Origin of the sequence: Moraxella sp. RCAD0137, from assembly GCF_002894025.1 — a bacterium.
Taxonomy (GTDB): Bacteria; Pseudomonadota; Gammaproteobacteria; order Pseudomonadales; family Moraxellaceae; genus Moraxella; species Moraxella porci.
Genome location: NZ_LTCC01000005.1, coordinates 89045 through 103748 on the forward strand (window position 1 = coordinate 89045; position 14704 = coordinate 103748).

Here is a 14704-nt window from a genome sequence, read left to right on the forward strand (position 1 = left end):
TTCCAAAAAGGAATTTATAGATGTCTGCAAGCAAGATGAGCAATCAGCCAATCAAGGTGAAATACTGCTATTTTGTCAAAAATATGCTATGCTAAGTGTGTATATTTACCATCAAATTTCGACAATAAGGATAACTCATGACTCAACTTGACCCGAACTGGCAGTCTGATGCGATTGACCCAAGCTTAGGCTTTTTTGAACAAACCTTGGCGGTGCGTGGTGGCTATCATCGCACTGATGAAGGCGAGCATTCTGAGGCGATTTTTACCACCAGTAGCTATGTCTATCGCTCAGCTGCCGATGCTGCTGACCATTTTAATGGCAACAAAAAAGGCAATGTCTATAGCCGTCATACCAATCCGACGGTACGAGCCTTTGAGCGTCGTTTAGCACTGCTTGAAAATGGCGAACGCTGTGTGGCGACCGCCAGTGGTATGGGGGCGATTTTGACCATGTGCCTAGCTTATCTAAAAGCGGGTGATCATCTACTATGTGCCAAGCAGTTATTTGGTTCGTCAGTGGCCTTGTTTGATACTTATTTTAAGGCATTTGGCGTGGAAGTCAGCTATGTTGATTGCTTTGATAATGAGGCGTGGACGCAGGCCGTGCAGCCCAATACCCGTGTGCTGTACTGCGAAAGTCCAAGCAATCCTTTGGCGCAGATTGCTGATTTGACATTTTTAAGTAAACTTGCACATGATCATGATGCCTTACTGATCGTGGATAACTGCTTTGCAACGCCAGCCATCCAAAAACCACTTGATTTGGGTGCGGATGTGGTCATTCATTCAGCAAGCAAGTACATTGATGGTCAAGGGCGAGTGCTTGGCGGGGCGCTTGTTGGTTCAGATGAGTTGATGGAAAAGGCATTTGGTGTGGTGCGTACAGGGGGTATCAGCTTGTCACCATTTAATGCGTGGGTGCTGCTAAAGGGGCTTGAGACCTTGTCATTACGCATGAAAGCACACTGTGAGAATGCCAATCAAGTCGCCGAATTTCTTGCCAATCATCCTAAGGTAAAGCAAGTACATTTTTCAGGTTTGCCAAGTCATCCAAGCCATGAAGTTGCCAAAAGACAGCACACCGCACTGGATGTGGCTGGCGGTGCATTTGGGGCGATCATCGGCTTTGAGGTGGCGGATCAAGCGGCGGCATGGCAGGTGATTGACAGCACAAGAGTGATTAGTATTACTAATAATTTGGGTGATGCCAAATCGACAATTACTCATCCTGCGACCACGACGCATTTTCGCATGACGCCAGAGCAGCGTATTGAGGCAGGCGTGACTGATGGCTTGATTCGCCTGTCTGTCGGTCTTGAAGACGCGCGTGATATCATCAATGATTTGTCGCGTGGGCTTGATCAATTGGCGAATTGATGTGACAACCATGATCACCGTTCAAAAGAAATTTTTTGAGCGGTGATTGGTAAATTTTTGCTTTTATGATATGATTATCGGTTATTGTATTGGCGGTGTTTATGATAAATCCGCCCAAGAAAAAGCAGCGTTTATTTAGGATTTGTCATGCATTATTCCATCTTTTGTCAAAATAAAAACGATGTATTAAAAGAGCCAATGTTCTTTGGACAGCCAGTCAATGTCTCTCGTTATGACCAACAAAAGCACCCAATTTTTGAGCAGCTGATCGAAAAGCAGTTATCATTCTTTTGGCGTCCTGAAGAGATTGATGTCTCAAAAGATCGTATTGATTTTGCTGAATTATCCGCTCATGAACAGCATATCTTTTTAAGTAATCTAAAATATCAAACGCTGTTGGATAGCATCCAAGGCCGTAGCCCGAATGTGGTATTGTTGCCTTTGGTGTCGATTCCTGAGCTTGAGACTTGGATTGAGACATGGTCGTTTAGCGAGACCATTCACTCACGTAGCTATACGCACATCATCCGTAATGTCGTCAATGATCCGAGTAAGATTTTTGATGATATCATTGACAATCAACATATCCTAGAGCGTGCTACCGACATCGCCAAATATTATGATGATTTGCACACTTGTGCCAAACTGTACGATTTGCATGGTGAAGGGGTTTATCAAGTCGATGGCGAAACTTATGAAGTGACACTTCAAAATCTCAAAAAACAGCTGTATCTGTGCATTGTTGCTGTCAATGTGCTTGAGGCGATTCGTTTTTATGTGTCATTTGCCTGTTCATTTGCCTTCGCTGAGCGTAAGCTGATGGAGGGCAATGCTAAAATCATCAAGATGATCGCTCGCGATGAGGCATTGCACCTAAATGGTACGCAGCATATCATCAATCTGATGCGTCAAGGCAAGGATGATCCTGAGATGATGGCAATCGCTGAAGCCTGCCAAGAAGAGGCGATTGAGATTTTCCGCAGTGCTGCCGAGCAAGAAAAAGCGTGGGCGGATTATTTGTTTAAAGATGGTTCAATGATTGGACTTAATCGTGATATTCTGTGCCAATATGTTGAATTTATCACCAATACGCGCATGATGGCGATTGGCTTGCCGACGATTTTTGACACCAAAAGCAATCCAATTCCATGGATCAACACATGGCTATCATCGGATAATGTGCAGGTCGCCCCGCAAGAAACTGAAATTACAACTTATCTAGTTGGACAGATTGATGCTGATTTGGATGATGTGGATCTGGATGATTTTGAGTTGTAATCACGATCAGTTGCAAATAAATGATGGGCTTGTTGATGACAAGCCCAATTTTATCGGCTACAATGAAGCTTTGAACTGGGATAATTTGATCCCTTTTACTGTTTATATTGATAAATAATAACAAATACAATTAAGATTAGTAATATGGGTTGGGTTTTTACCGATGAGGCGCGATTTTATTTGCATGACAATGAATCGTTACTCGATGGCATGATACGCACAGAGCATCAGACGGTGCGTTATGAATGTCGGCAGGGCTATTGTGGTGCTTGTCGCATGAACCTTGTCACCAATACGGGTACTGTGCGCTATGTGCGCGCGCCGATTGCGGCATTGAATGACAATGAGGTTTTGGCGTGTTGTTGTGTGCTTGATGGCACAGCAAAAGTCAGCTATTATCCCAATAATGACAATCAACCGAGCCTATTTCCTGACGCGGCTGATGACTTTGAGACCAAACGATCCAAATAAGGTGGGTGGCCGAATGCGATTATCCAAAAAACAAAAAATATCTTTAGCTGCTGCCGTGGTTGGTGGAATGGCGCTGACAGGCTTTTTGTATTTGCGTACATCACCAAAACAGGCGGTGACATCGCCTGTGCCGGTTAGCATCATCAATGAAGCGATCGCTGCAGAGGCTGATCCCAAGCCAGTTTATGTCAATTATATCAGCTTAAATGACAGTGAGCATCCACAGCGCCATCGGCAACAGCTCAGGACGCTTCAGCGCACAGGCAGCCTGACAGGTGCGATGAGTGCCCAGTTTAAACAAGCCACGCACGCTAAGATGAGCTACCGCTTTGGCCGTAAAAAGCCCACTGCCTTTGAGCCTGCGCCGTTGAATGAGCTTGTGCCAGTAGGGTTTGTGCTGACGGGGCGTGAGTACGATGATCCGATGGCTGATGGCGTATATCGGACGATTTATCGCTTGTTTGAGCGGCCAGATGCCAAGCAAAGGATTGAGGTTTTTGAAACAGGTATCGATGTTGCCGAGCCACTGCTGCGCATCAAAGAATTGCAAAATCAGCAAGTCTTGGGTGTGCCGATGCAGTTAGAGCGCTTCGTGGGCAAAAAGTCAGTGGTATATTATAGCGCTGAGATCATCATCAAAGATCGACTGTATCAGATTAATACCAAAGGCGTCGAGGAAGCAGAATTGATGGCCTTTATTGAGCGCTTGATAATAGCAGAATAACAAACTGCCCAAAGCTTCAAGCATTGGGCAGTAGATGATCAGGTCCATCAATTTAGGTCAGATGCGATCGACATAGGGATCAGCTGGATTTTTGCTCTTGTTTGTCTGGATTGTCTTTTTCGCTGATGATGTCGGCGTTTGGATCGCCAAGGCTTAAAATCTCACCAAAATTCGGCTGAATTTTCAGTAGCAGCTGCTGCGCTCCAAGCTCTCCGTCATTGACCTGTGCTTTTTTTAGGTTTGTCATGATCATTTCGCTGTTTTTTAGCCAACGACCGATCTCAAGATAGATGACATCACCTTTATGTTCGGTGAAAGGAATGCCTTTGATTTTAATGCTGCTTAAAATAAAAGGCAGCGGATCTTTGCGTAAAAACAAACGATACGCCCCCACGGCCATGCGCGCTGCTGGTGCCTTGTACCATTGTTTGGTGTGCAGTTCGATGATGTCAGTGTCGCTGATTTGTCGCAGCACCAAGCGCTGAGTATGGCGGTCAAGCTGCAGATGCACCAATTCAAAATTGCTCGCCACTGTTGCAAAAATGCCCATTATATCCACCGTACAAGACAGTCGCAGCCAGCCTTCATGGATATCAAGCTTAAGATTGTGTAGCATTTTGACATTCTTGGTGACAAATTTATACAGCGCATCGTTGACCTGTTGTTGGGTTAATGTCACCCAGATCTCATCGACCAGACTGTCAGCGGCTTTGACATAGCCATGTTTGATGTTACCAAATGCCTGCTGCCAACCCAACAGCAAACTGTCGCTGATCAGGCTTTCTGCCTGTGCGTCCGCCTGAAAAGCTGAAGTCTTGTCGGCTTGGACATACTGATCCATCGCTGGCTGATCGGTGGGCTTATGTGTGTGATGAACAGGCTGAGATGCTGAGATATTATCCATAATGAATCAATTTATAATAAAAATCTGTGAGTTGAAGGGCTATTTTAACAAACTTTATTCACAAAATACATCTTGGTGCGTAGCTTTTTGTAGTCAAAGATGGCGATATTTGTTTATTTTATCAATCAAAACTCGCCCAATGCCTCTAACGACGAAAAACATTCAATAAAATACCAAGTACCAAGCTGATGACAATCATCGTCACGATGGGAAAATATATACGTACGCTGCCATCAGCTGAGCGATGGCTGATGTCACCAGGCAGCTTGCCAAACCACGACAAAGCATTGGGAAATAGGCTCAGCACGACCCCAAGAATCAATAACACTGCGCCAAGCAGGATGAGTAGTTTTGCCATAGTAAGCCCCTAAAACCGCCAAAATCGATTTTAACTTTTTAACCTCAAAAGCACCAAAATTTGTTACAATAAGCCTGAAATTATCACCTGATTTTATCAAGGAAAAAGCCCATGAGTCAATTTTTTCATCGCTTAACGGATGACCAAAAACAAGCCCTTGCCAAACTGCCTACACCGTATTATCTACTCGATGAGCGAGCCATTATTGATAACCTTGTCATCACCGAAAAGCTGTGCCAAGCCAGCGGTGCTAAGGCATTGCTTGCGCTCAAATGCTTTGCCACTTGGGGGGTGTTTGAGTCGATGAAGCCATATCTGCATGGCACGACATCATCATCTTTAAAAGAGGTTCGCCTTGGCAAAGAATGCTTTGGTGGTGAGACGCACGCTTATAGCGTTGCTTATAGTGAGCATGAGATTGATGAAGTTCTCGAGTATGCCGATAAGATTATTTTTAATTCATTTAATCAATTGGCTCGCTTTGGCAAAAAAGCTGCTGCCAAAAACATCCCTGTTGGCCTAAGATTAAATCCACAAACCAGTAATTCATCATTCATCATCGCTGATCCTGCCAGACCCTTTAGTCGACTTGGTGAGCATGATGTCGAGGCGATCATGGCAGTGGCAGATAGTATCAGCGGTGTGATGATTCATAATAACTGCGAAAATGCCGATTTTGAGGCGTTTAGCCAAAGTCTGGCAGATATCGAAGGGCGATTTGGCGAGCTGTTTCATCGCCTTGATTGGGTGAGTTTTGGTGGCGGTATTCACTTTATTGATCCTGACTATCCTTTAGATAAATTTGCCAATCGACTCAAAGATTTCGCCACCAAATACGGCGTACAGATTTATCTAGAGCCTGGTGAGGCATCTGTTCACCAAGGGGCAGTCTTGGTAACGAGCGTGCTTGACACCTTGCATAATGGCAAGCCTTTGGCGGTGGTGGATGCGTCCATCGAAGCACATATGTTAGATTTGCTGATTTATCGTCAGTCATCACCGCTTGCCTATGTCAATGATACTGCTTATGATATTAAAGGCGGTGATTTTGATGGTGTGACAGCAGATGAGACGGCGGTGCGTATCTATGGCAAGTCGTGCTTGGCGGGGGATATTTTTGGGGATTATACACTGAATGAACCGCTACAAATCGGTGATAAAGTCGCCTTTGGCAATGCCGCTGCTTATACCATGGTGAAGAAAAACTGGTTTAATGGTGTTGATATGCCGTCCATTGTCATTATCCGTCAAGATGGCGAAGTGGTCGTACAGCGTCAGTTTGATTATGATGATTATAAAAATAGCTTGTCATAAATTATCCAAATTTGGCATAAATTCATCATCAAACGGTTGAAAAATCACCAAATACTCGTTATTATTCTAAGCTTTATCATGCTTGTGATTTTGTAAGTATTGATGGATGTTGGGTGCATGGATTTTCCTTGAAGTCTTCCTTTTTAATTCATGCATAATATTGATGTTGCTTAGTTTTTAAGCACAAAGGAGGATTTATCATGACTCAACCGAATGTTTTGATTATTGGCGCTGGTGGCGTCGCACAAGTCGTGGCACACAAATGCGCGATGGCAAATGATGTTTTTGGCGAGATTCATATTGCATCACGCACCAAAGAAAAATGCGATACCATCGCCAGTAGCGTCGCCGAAAAGGGCAGTTTTAAGAAAGATGCCATCTTGCATACGCACGCTGTCGATGCTTTGAATACTGAGCAGCTTGTACAGTTGATTCGTTCGATTGATGCACATATCGTCATCAATGTCGGCTCACCATTTGTTAATATGAGCGTGATGGATGCGTGTATTGAGACAGGTGCGCATTATTTGGATACGGCGATTTATGAAGATCCGACCAAGATTTGTGAAGCGCCACCATGGTATGAGAATTACGAGTGGAAAAAGCGTGACGCCTTTAAGAAGGCAGGTGTGACAGCGATTTTGGGTATCGGATTTGACCCTGGGGTGGTAAATGCCTATGCACGCTTGGGTGTAGAGTATTTTGATACAGATACTGTCACAGATATTGATATTATTGATATCAATGCTGGCAGTCATGGCAAATATTTTGCCACCAATTTTGACCCTGAAATCAATTTCCGTGAATTTACTGGTGTTGTTTATTCTTGGCAAAATAGTCAATGGCAAACCAATCAGATGTTTGAAGTCAAACGCACGGATGATCTACCTGTGGTCGGCGTCCAAAACAGCTACCTATCAGGACATGATGAGCTGCATTCATTGCACAAGAATCTAAATGTGCCAAATATCCGCTTTTGGATGGGGTTTGGCGAACATTATATGAATGTCTTTGGGGTACTAAAAAACTTAGGTCTGTTGTCAGAACAACCTGTCAAAACTGCCGAAGGTTTGGAAGTTGTGCCATTAAAAGTGGTCAAAGCAGTCCTGCCAGATCCAGCAAGTCTTGCGCCCAATTATAAAGGCAAAACCTGCATCGGCAACAAGCTCAAAGGCAAAAAAGACGGCGTCGATAGCGAGATTTTTATTTATAATATCGCTGATCACGAAGAAGCTTATCGTGAAGTTGGCAGTCAGGGCATCTCTTATACGGCAGGCGTACCACCGGTTGCAGCGGCAATTTTGATCGCGACAGGTGAGTGGAATGTCGGCACGATGGTCAATGTCGAAGAGCTTGATGCGCGCCCATTCATCAATCTACTCAATCAAATGGGCTTACCAACTCGTATTACCGATAAAGACGGCGATCGCTTGTTGGAATTTGCCTGATAAACGCAGTACAGATGACGCACTCAAGCCAACTTGGGTGCGTTTTTTATGTTGCTATGAAAATTTATGCTATAATAAAATCATATGATCAAAATAATAAAGGCATCTCATGCGTATTCGCAAACTGTTTAAATTCGAAAATGCTCACATCGTCCGCAACTGCTCATCGGATCGCTGCAAACGCTCCATTCATGGGCATAGTTATCAAGTTGAGTTGATTTTGGAAGCGCATCGCTTGGATCATGGGCAGATGGTCTATGATTTTGGGCTACTTAAGGGTAATATCAAGGACATCATTGACAGCTTTGATCATGCCATCACTTTTTGGAACAAGGATGATCCAAGCTATATTCAAGCTTGCAAAGACTTTAGTGCGCGTTGGGTGAGCTTACCTGTCTCACCGTCAGCTGAGCAATTTAGCCGTGTGATTTTCTTTTGGGCAGACGCCATCTTAAAACAAACGCAAATGCAAAATGGCGAGCAAGATGTCCATGTGTACTCGGTTATCGTCCATGAGACAGCGACAGGCTATGCACAGTGCTTTGGCGATGATGTTGCCAATGAACAAATGGGCAAGCTTGATTTGGCTGACTTTGAATTTAGTGAGCAAGTCAAGGCAGAATGGGGCGATCCAATGATGTATGATAAGCTAAAAGCAGGCAAGCCATTCATCAATCCCTCTGTGGATTTGCAAGTCCAAGTTTGAGCATATGAAAATTATCCTAAATAATGAAACTGATACCAAGGCTTTTGCCCAGCAGCTGGCTGATATGAATCTGACGGGCAGTGTGTGGCTGTCAGGGGATTTGGGTGCGGGTAAGACGACGCTGACTCGCTATTGGCTACAAGCCATGGGGCATACTGGTGCGGTCAAAAGCCCAACTTATACACTTGTTGAACCTTATCAAATCCATACAAAAACAGGCATCAAGCCGGTTTATCATGCTGATTTATACCGACTCAATGACCCAGAAGAGCTTGATTATATTGGATTTTTTGAATATTTTGATGAGCATGATAGCCTTGTCATCATCGAATGGGCGAGCCGTGCCGAATCCAATCTGCCAAAGCCTGATTATCTGATTAATTTGACTCGTCAAGCAGATGATTGCCGTGTGCTTGAATTTATCAAGGCTTCTTAAATGTCATCACTACCGCATTATCAAGATATGCCCGACAATAGTGTCATCTGTCTGATGTCGCCGACCGCCAGTGGTAAGACGGATTTGGCGTTTAGACTGTATCAAACAGGGCGATTTGAACTTGTGTCGGTGGATAGTGCATTGATTTATCAAGGTATGAATATCGGCACTGCCAAGCCAACTGCCGATGAGCTTGCCCAATTTCCCCATCATCTGGTGGATATTATTTCTCCGACCAAGACTTATAGTGTGGCGAATTTTGTGGCGGATGTCGAGCGACTGGTACATGAGATTCATCAGCGGGGCAAGATTCCGCTATTGGTCGGTGGTACGATGATGTACTATATGGCGTTGTTGGATGGTATTTCTAGCGTACCAGAAACCGACCAGTCGGTTCGTGAAAGGGTGAGTCAGTGGCTTGACAATGAAGGCAATCAAGCACTGTATGACTATCTACTCGCTCATGATCCGATCATCTGCCAAAAGCTTAAGCCGTCAGATACCCAGCGTATCACCCGTGCTGTTGAAGTACATTTACAAACAGGCAAGCCAATGAGCCTTTGGCAAGACACCCCAAAAGTCGCCCTAAGCCATGACCCAAAATGGCAGTGGTATGGCATTGTTGTCACGCCTGATCGTGCTTGGCTGCATGAGCGTATCGGTCGCAGGCTGGATATCATGTGGGCAGATGGCTTTGTGGATGAAGTGATTGGGCTGATTAACGAACATCCAGCACTGGATGTGGATATGCCGTCGATGCGCTGTGTCGGCTATCGGCAAGTGCTTGAACATCTGTGCCGCATTCGCCATGAGAGTGTGGTCAATCACCCAACGATGCATCAATATTATCAATCAAATTTCTCAAAACTAACAGATGAGCAAATCATCAATGAGATTTCAGCCAATTTTCCAAAAAAATCGACAAAAACCCCGATTAACTTATGGGATTTATCTTGTCAAGATATGAAAAATAAGGCATTATATGCAACAAGGCAATTAGCAAAACGCCAATATACTTGGCTAAAACAACTTGCCTTGATGGATAATCCAACTATAACCAATGTTACAATAGCTTCATTTGATAGCATAGAACAAGTACAAAAGCAATTCTTGCAATCGCACCAACGTTAGGCACAGCCTTTTTTGCATTGCATGAGCTATTTTATGTGGAGAGTCGTATGTCAAAAGGACAAACCTTGCAAGACCCATTTTTGAACGCGCTGCGTAAAGACCGTATTCCTGTTTCGATTTTTTTGGTCAATGGCATCAAGCTACAAGGTCAAATCGAATCATTTGACCAATATGTCGTATTGCTAAAAAACACCGTTAGCCAAATGGTGTATAAGCACGCCATTTCTACCGTCGTACCAACTCGTAACCCACGCACCGAAGGGGGTTCTGCACCTGTATCAGGTGGCTATCAAGGGGCTAATATTGGCGTAATGAGTAGTGGCACTTATCAAGGCGGCGGCTTTGAACGCCAAGGCTTTGAGCGTAGCGGTATGGGTGGTGGCTATCAAGGTGGCAGCCGTCCACAAGGTGGCTTTACTCGTACGCCACAAGCAGGTTTTGAACGTCAAGGCTTTGACCGTAGCAATATGGGTTATCAAGGCGGTATGGGTGGTATGCAATCAGGCTTTGACCGTAGCACATCTACTGGCATGGGTTTTGAACGCCAAGGCTTTGACCGTCAAGGGTTCGAAGAGCGTGGCTTTGATGGCAAATCGTTTGAAAATAATGATACTCGTAGCTTTAATCGCCAAGGCTTTGATGCCAAAGCGGATGCCAAATTTGGTAATGATGAAGATGAATTTGACAGCTGATTTTCGCTGATTGATTTAATGATAAGAGCTTGCAAATAGGCAAAAGGTCTGTTTGCAAGTTTTTTTGATTTTTGAGCAAATGTAAAATTTGGTTATCGGCATGAAAATTTGCCAAAATAGCCATCAATCCGCCCGCAAAATATGCTATCATACCCTTTTTTAATTGAATGAATATCAAGCAATTATGACAGATACAGCCCCTGTGATGACGGATTTTATCCAAGATGGTATCAATGCCATCCGCACCGAACAAAAAGCTTTGGATTTATTGATTGATGAGCTAGATGAGCGATTTACCCAAGCGTGTCAAGCGATTTTGGCGTGCTCGGGTCGTGTGGTGGTGACGGGTATGGGTAAATCTGGTCATATTGGGCGTAAAATTGCAGCGACCTTTGCATCTACAGGAACGCCAGCGTTTTTTATGCATCCGGGTGAGGCAGGGCATGGCGATTTGGGAATGCTGGTCAAAGGCGATGTGCTGATCGCGATCTCCAACTCTGGCGAGTCGGATGAGATTCGGATGCTATTACCTGTCGTGAAGCAGCTTGGCATTCCGCTCATTAGCATCAGCCGTGATAAGCGTGGCGTATTACCAAAGTCTGCGGATATCGCTTTGACGCTGGGTCGCTCCGAAGAAGCGTGCCCACTTGGGCTTGCTCCGACATCATCGACTACAGCGACTTTGGCACTTGGCGATGCTTTGGCGGTAGCGCTGCTGCACGCTCGTGGCTTTACCAGTAATGATTTTGCCTTGTCACATCCTGCGGGCGCATTGGGGCGTAAGTTATTGACTCGTGTCCAAGATGTGATGCACACGGATAATTTGCCGATCATCAAAGAGTCGGCAAGTCTAAATGACACTTTGCTTGTGATGACAGGAGGTCGCCTAGGTCTTGCAGTCGTGGTTGATGATGCTGATAAAGTGGTGGGGATTTTCACCGATGGGGATTTACGCCGTAAGCTTGCACAAAATACTGATTTGTCTGTTCAAATCGGTGAGCTGATGACCAAAACACCAAAAAGCACCAGTGGACAGATGCGCGCCTCCGATGCACTGACTGTGATGAACGAAAATGCCATCAGTCAGTTACTGGTGCTAGACGATGAACGCTTGATTGGTGTGATCAGTATTCATGATTTGCTAAAAGCAGGGGTAAGCTAAGATGCAACTGGCCGATTCTATCAAACAAAAAGCCCAGCGGATTAAGCTATTTGCGATGGATGTCGATGGTATTTTGTCCGACGGTAAGATTATTTATAATTCCTATGATGTCGAGACCAAGGCATTTTATGTCCAAGATGGCGTAGGCATCAAGGCGCTACAATCTTTTGGCATTGAGATTGCCATCATCACAGGTCGCACATCACCGATGGTTGAGCGTCGCGCTCGAGAACTTGGTATTCACCATCTGATTCAAGGTCGTGATGATAAATTTACTGCTTTGTCTGGCTTGGCGGAGCAGTTGGGTTTGTCGCTAGACGAGTGTGCTTATATGGGCGATGATTTGCCCGACCTAAAAGCTGTGCGTGAAGCAGGGCTGGGCATCAGTGTGCCAAATGGCTGTGCTGAGACGCAAGCGGTGGCCGACATTGTCACTGACAAGACAGGCGGTAATGGGGCAGTGCGTGAAGTGTGTGACTTGATTTTGCAAGCACAAGGTCATTACGATGCCTTTATTGCGCAGTTTCACTAAGGATTGATATGAATTTTCGCATTCTAGGCGTGCTTGGGGTGATGGCGTTGGCAGTGGCTGCTTGGTTTTTTTATCAAGAGGATGTCGAGATCAAACCTGCCGTTCCCGATGCGCCTGTGACCAGTTATGAAGTGACCGAGATAAAGGCAGTGCAGACCGACCCTGAGACTGGCGAGACCGAATACACGCTGACGGCAGACTCATTGGTGCAAAATGCAGCAGGCGAGGATGAGATGCTTGGGGCGACCATCGTCTGGCAGCCGCCTGAAGGCGAGCAGTACACTTTGACAGCCAGCAGGGCAACGCTGAATCAGGGCAGTGGCGAGCTGAACCTATCCCAAGGATTTCGCTTGGTGCGTGCCGCTGTGGCTGATAAGGCTGAACTCGTTATCACAGGCAATGCTTTGATGGGCAATACCAAAGCACGCACAGTCATGAGTAATGAGCCTTTGGTGGTCACACAAGGTAGCGATAGCTTTAAGGCGGCTGGTTTTCGTGCCAATCTTCAAACTGGTGAATATGAATTTGATAAGATTGAGGTGATCTTTGATCCGCCCAAGCGCCAAAATCAGCCTTTATTTTAACAAGATTTGATGCCATTAGTGGTTTATATACGGTATCAGTCCATCGATGATAGTTATAGGTCTTTGGGCGAGTCGGTGGATGATTTAGTTGTTTATTAAATTAATATTTTAGCTTAATTTTAAGAGTCGATATGTTAACTCAATCTGTATTTACAAAGTCTTTATTTTTAGCGTGCATTCTCAGTGCGCCGATGATTGCATCGGCATTGCCATCTGATGCCAATCAACCGATTCGCTTGCTGGCTGACCGTGCCACTTATAGCGAGCGTACTGGCGTGACCACTTATTCAGGCAAGGTCACGATTGAACAAGGCACACTAAAAATCGCCGCAGATAATTTGACGGTGAATCTGGACACTAATAATCGCAGCATCAGATCGGCAGTGGCGACAGGCCGACCTGCAACCATGCAGCAAGTTGTGACCCAAGAAAAAGGTCTGGCCAAGGGTCAAGCCAATCGCATCGATTATAATGCCGTTACAGGCATCGTAACTTTGACGGGTAATGCCAGATTAACACAAGCAGGCTCAAGCTTCTCTGGCAACACCATCCGCTACAGCCTATCAGAAGGTGATGTCGAGGCCAATGCTGGTGCAGGGCAGCGCGTTGAGCTGGTCTTCCCACCAAGCGACTCTGGCTCTAGAAGCGGCCTCCGCTAAGGCAAATCATGACAACATTATCAATGCGACATCTGGGTAAGCGCTATGGCCAACGCTGGGTGGTCAAAGATGTGTCTTTTGAGATTGAGCAAGGTCAAGTGGTTGGGATCCTAGGCCCGAATGGTGCTGGCAAGACCACAAGCTTTTATATGGTCATCGGGCTTGTGCCGATGGACAAAGGACAGGTGATGCTTGGCAGCAAAGACATCTCAAAAAATGCCATGCACGAACGAGCGGCGCAAGGCATTGGTTATCTGCCTCAAGAAGCCTCGATTTTCCGCAAATTGACCATCGAACAAAATATCATGGCGATTTTGCAAACGCGCAAGGATTTGGATAAAGCCGCACAAACTGCTGAGCTAGAGAAATTGATGGCGGAGTTTCACCTTGAGCATGTGCGCCATTCGCTTGGTATGAGCGTGTCCGGTGGTGAGCGTCGTCGCTGTGAGATCGCTCGGTGTTTGGCATCTGATCCAAAGTTTATTCTGCTGGATGAGCCATTTGCTGGGGTTGATCCGATTTCAGTGGGTGATATTATGCAAGTGATTGAGGCGTTGCGTGATCGTGGGATTGGTGTTCTGATCACCGATCACAATGTCCGAGAAACACTCTCGATTTGCCAAAAAGCCTATATTGTGTCTGAAGGTACCATCATTGCTGAAGGTAATAAAGATGAGATCTTAAATAATGAATTGGTGAGAAAAGTGTATCTGGGCAAAGATTTTGTGGTGTAATCACTTATTGCATCCAAAACTGACTCAAAACTCATAACACCCTTTGATTTGAGTATTGAACTTAGTATTTCGGTGGTGTTTCAAAAAGTATGCTGAAACAAAGCAGGTTGAATTTTGATAAAATAGAGAAATGCGAATAACTCTAGAAATCAAATGTCCAACCTGCCTCAGTGACAGTATAAAGAAAAATGG

At 45.1% G+C, this 14704-nt stretch carries 17 protein-coding genes; 15 read left to right on the forward strand and 2 right to left on the reverse strand.

Annotation, left to right across the window (positions count from 1 at the left end; genetic code table 11):
* Nucleotides 1-137: 137 nt before the first annotated feature.
* The 4 genes from AZ602_RS05625 (at nucleotide 138) to AZ602_RS05640 (ending at nucleotide 3852) form a co-directional block, all read left to right on the forward strand.
* A complete protein-coding gene (locus tag AZ602_RS05625; RefSeq protein WP_103034086.1) occupies nucleotides 138-1379 on the forward strand; it encodes an O-succinylhomoserine sulfhydrylase in 1242 nt (413 codons plus the stop codon).
* A 147-nt stretch (nucleotides 1380-1526) separates the two neighbouring features.
* Entirely contained in the window at nucleotides 1527-2657 is a 1131-nt protein-coding gene (gene nrdB / locus AZ602_RS05630) for a class Ia ribonucleoside-diphosphate reductase subunit beta (RefSeq protein WP_103034087.1), read from the forward strand.
* Between the two features lie 144 nt (nucleotides 2658-2801).
* Nucleotides 2802-3128: a 2Fe-2S iron-sulfur cluster-binding protein gene (locus AZ602_RS05635; RefSeq protein ID WP_103034088.1), complete on the forward strand. Its 327-nt coding sequence runs from the start codon at nucleotides 2802-2804 to the stop codon at nucleotides 3126-3128.
* Nucleotides 3129-3141: 13 nt separating this feature from the next.
* A complete protein-coding gene (locus tag AZ602_RS05640; protein WP_103034089.1) occupies nucleotides 3142-3852 on the forward strand; it encodes a hypothetical protein in 711 nt (236 codons plus the stop codon).
* 79 nt (nucleotides 3853-3931) lie between these two features.
* Here the strand turns inward: AZ602_RS05640 and AZ602_RS05645 are convergent, their stop codons facing one another.
* Nucleotides 3932-4756: a hypothetical protein gene (locus tag AZ602_RS05645; RefSeq protein WP_227525187.1), complete on the reverse strand. Its 825-nt coding sequence runs from the start codon at nucleotides 4754-4756 to the stop codon at nucleotides 3932-3934.
* Nucleotides 4757-4901: 145 nt separating this feature from the next.
* On the reverse strand, nucleotides 4902-5114 hold the full coding sequence (locus AZ602_RS05650; RefSeq protein WP_103034090.1) for a DUF2905 domain-containing protein: 213 nt from the start codon (nucleotides 5112-5114) through the stop codon (nucleotides 4902-4904).
* A 111-nt stretch (nucleotides 5115-5225) separates the two neighbouring features.
* Between AZ602_RS05650 and AZ602_RS05655 the strand changes: the two genes are divergently transcribed.
* From AZ602_RS05655 to lptB, 11 genes are all read left to right on the forward strand, one after another.
* On the forward strand, nucleotides 5226-6428 hold the full coding sequence (locus AZ602_RS05655) for a carboxynorspermidine decarboxylase (RefSeq protein WP_103034091.1): 1203 nt from the start codon (nucleotides 5226-5228) through the stop codon (nucleotides 6426-6428).
* 200 nt (nucleotides 6429-6628) lie between these two features.
* Nucleotides 6629-7876, forward strand: coding sequence for a saccharopine dehydrogenase family protein (locus tag AZ602_RS05660; protein WP_103034092.1), 1248 nt, complete (start codon nucleotides 6629-6631; stop codon nucleotides 7874-7876).
* A gap of 109 nt (nucleotides 7877-7985) precedes the next feature.
* On the forward strand, nucleotides 7986-8582 hold the full coding sequence (locus tag AZ602_RS05665; protein WP_103034093.1) for a 6-carboxytetrahydropterin synthase: 597 nt from the start codon (nucleotides 7986-7988) through the stop codon (nucleotides 8580-8582).
* Between the two features lie 4 nt (nucleotides 8583-8586).
* Nucleotides 8587-9018 carry a tRNA (adenosine(37)-N6)-threonylcarbamoyltransferase complex ATPase subunit type 1 TsaE gene (tsaE, locus tag AZ602_RS05670; RefSeq protein WP_103034094.1) on the forward strand — a complete coding sequence of 144 codons (432 nt, stop codon included), beginning with the start codon at nucleotides 8587-8589 and terminating at the stop codon, nucleotides 9016-9018.
* On the forward strand, nucleotides 9019-10149 hold the full coding sequence (gene miaA / locus AZ602_RS05675) for a tRNA (adenosine(37)-N6)-dimethylallyltransferase MiaA (protein ID WP_103034095.1): 1131 nt from the start codon (nucleotides 9019-9021) through the stop codon (nucleotides 10147-10149).
* A gap of 47 nt (nucleotides 10150-10196) precedes the next feature.
* The gene (gene hfq / locus AZ602_RS05680) at nucleotides 10197-10841 is read left to right on the forward strand and encodes an RNA chaperone Hfq (RefSeq protein WP_103034096.1); all 645 of its coding nucleotides are present in this window, start codon (nucleotides 10197-10199) and stop codon (nucleotides 10839-10841) included.
* A 184-nt stretch (nucleotides 10842-11025) separates the two neighbouring features.
* The gene (locus AZ602_RS05685) at nucleotides 11026-12003 is read left to right on the forward strand and encodes a KpsF/GutQ family sugar-phosphate isomerase (protein ID WP_078317162.1); all 978 of its coding nucleotides are present in this window, start codon (nucleotides 11026-11028) and stop codon (nucleotides 12001-12003) included.
* Between the two features lies 1 nt (nucleotide 12004).
* Nucleotides 12005-12535 carry an HAD family hydrolase gene (locus AZ602_RS05690; RefSeq protein WP_103034097.1) on the forward strand — a complete coding sequence of 177 codons (531 nt, stop codon included), beginning with the start codon at nucleotides 12005-12007 and terminating at the stop codon, nucleotides 12533-12535.
* An 8-nt stretch (nucleotides 12536-12543) separates the two neighbouring features.
* Nucleotides 12544-13119: an LPS export ABC transporter periplasmic protein LptC gene (gene lptC / locus AZ602_RS05695; RefSeq protein WP_103034098.1), complete on the forward strand. Its 576-nt coding sequence runs from the start codon at nucleotides 12544-12546 to the stop codon at nucleotides 13117-13119.
* 131 nt (nucleotides 13120-13250) lie between these two features.
* Nucleotides 13251-13778, forward strand: coding sequence for a lipopolysaccharide transport periplasmic protein LptA (gene lptA / locus AZ602_RS05700; RefSeq protein ID WP_103034099.1), 528 nt, complete (start codon nucleotides 13251-13253; stop codon nucleotides 13776-13778).
* Nucleotides 13779-13783: 5 nt separating this feature from the next.
* Nucleotides 13784-14512 carry an LPS export ABC transporter ATP-binding protein gene (gene lptB, locus AZ602_RS05705; RefSeq protein ID WP_103034100.1) on the forward strand — a complete coding sequence of 243 codons (729 nt, stop codon included), beginning with the start codon at nucleotides 13784-13786 and terminating at the stop codon, nucleotides 14510-14512.
* Nucleotides 14513-14704 lie beyond the last annotated feature (192 nt).

What these genes read in the sequence shown, in the direction of transcription:
- nrdB (WP_103034087.1), top strand. Translation starts at nt 1,527, where the DNA reads ATGCATTATTCCATCTTTTGTCAAAATAAAAACGATGTATTAAAAGAG.
- AZ602_RS05635 (WP_103034088.1), top strand. Translation starts at nt 2,802, where the DNA reads ATGGGTTGGGTTTTTACCGATGAGGCGCGATTTTATTTGCATGACAAT.
- AZ602_RS05640 (WP_103034089.1), top strand. Translation starts at nt 3,142, where the DNA reads ATGCGATTATCCAAAAAACAAAAAATATCTTTAGCTGCTGCCGTGGTT.
- AZ602_RS05655 (WP_103034091.1), top strand. Translation starts at nt 5,226, where the DNA reads ATGAGTCAATTTTTTCATCGCTTAACGGATGACCAAAAACAAGCCCTT.
- AZ602_RS05690 (WP_103034097.1), top strand. Translation starts at nt 12,005, where the DNA reads ATGCAACTGGCCGATTCTATCAAACAAAAAGCCCAGCGGATTAAGCTA.
- lptA (WP_103034099.1), top strand. Translation starts at nt 13,251, where the DNA reads ATGTTAACTCAATCTGTATTTACAAAGTCTTTATTTTTAGCGTGCATT.
- AZ602_RS05665 (WP_103034093.1), top strand. Translation starts at nt 7,986, where the DNA reads ATGCGTATTCGCAAACTGTTTAAATTCGAAAATGCTCACATCGTCCGC.
- miaA (WP_103034095.1), top strand. Translation starts at nt 9,019, where the DNA reads ATGTCATCACTACCGCATTATCAAGATATGCCCGACAATAGTGTCATC.
- AZ602_RS05650 (WP_103034090.1), bottom strand. Translation starts at nt 5,114, where the DNA reads ATGGCAAAACTACTCATCCTGCTTGGCGCAGTGTTATTGATTCTTGGG.
- AZ602_RS05685 (WP_078317162.1), top strand. Translation starts at nt 11,026, where the DNA reads ATGACAGATACAGCCCCTGTGATGACGGATTTTATCCAAGATGGTATC.
- tsaE (WP_103034094.1), top strand. Translation starts at nt 8,587, where the DNA reads ATGAAAATTATCCTAAATAATGAAACTGATACCAAGGCTTTTGCCCAG.
- lptC (WP_103034098.1), top strand. Translation starts at nt 12,544, where the DNA reads ATGAATTTTCGCATTCTAGGCGTGCTTGGGGTGATGGCGTTGGCAGTG.
- AZ602_RS05625 (WP_103034086.1), top strand. Translation starts at nt 138, where the DNA reads ATGACTCAACTTGACCCGAACTGGCAGTCTGATGCGATTGACCCAAGC.
- AZ602_RS05645 (WP_227525187.1), bottom strand. Translation starts at nt 4,756, where the DNA reads ATGGATAATATCTCAGCATCTCAGCCTGTTCATCACACACATAAGCCC.
- hfq (WP_103034096.1), top strand. Translation starts at nt 10,197, where the DNA reads ATGTCAAAAGGACAAACCTTGCAAGACCCATTTTTGAACGCGCTGCGT.
- AZ602_RS05660 (WP_103034092.1), top strand. Translation starts at nt 6,629, where the DNA reads ATGACTCAACCGAATGTTTTGATTATTGGCGCTGGTGGCGTCGCACAA.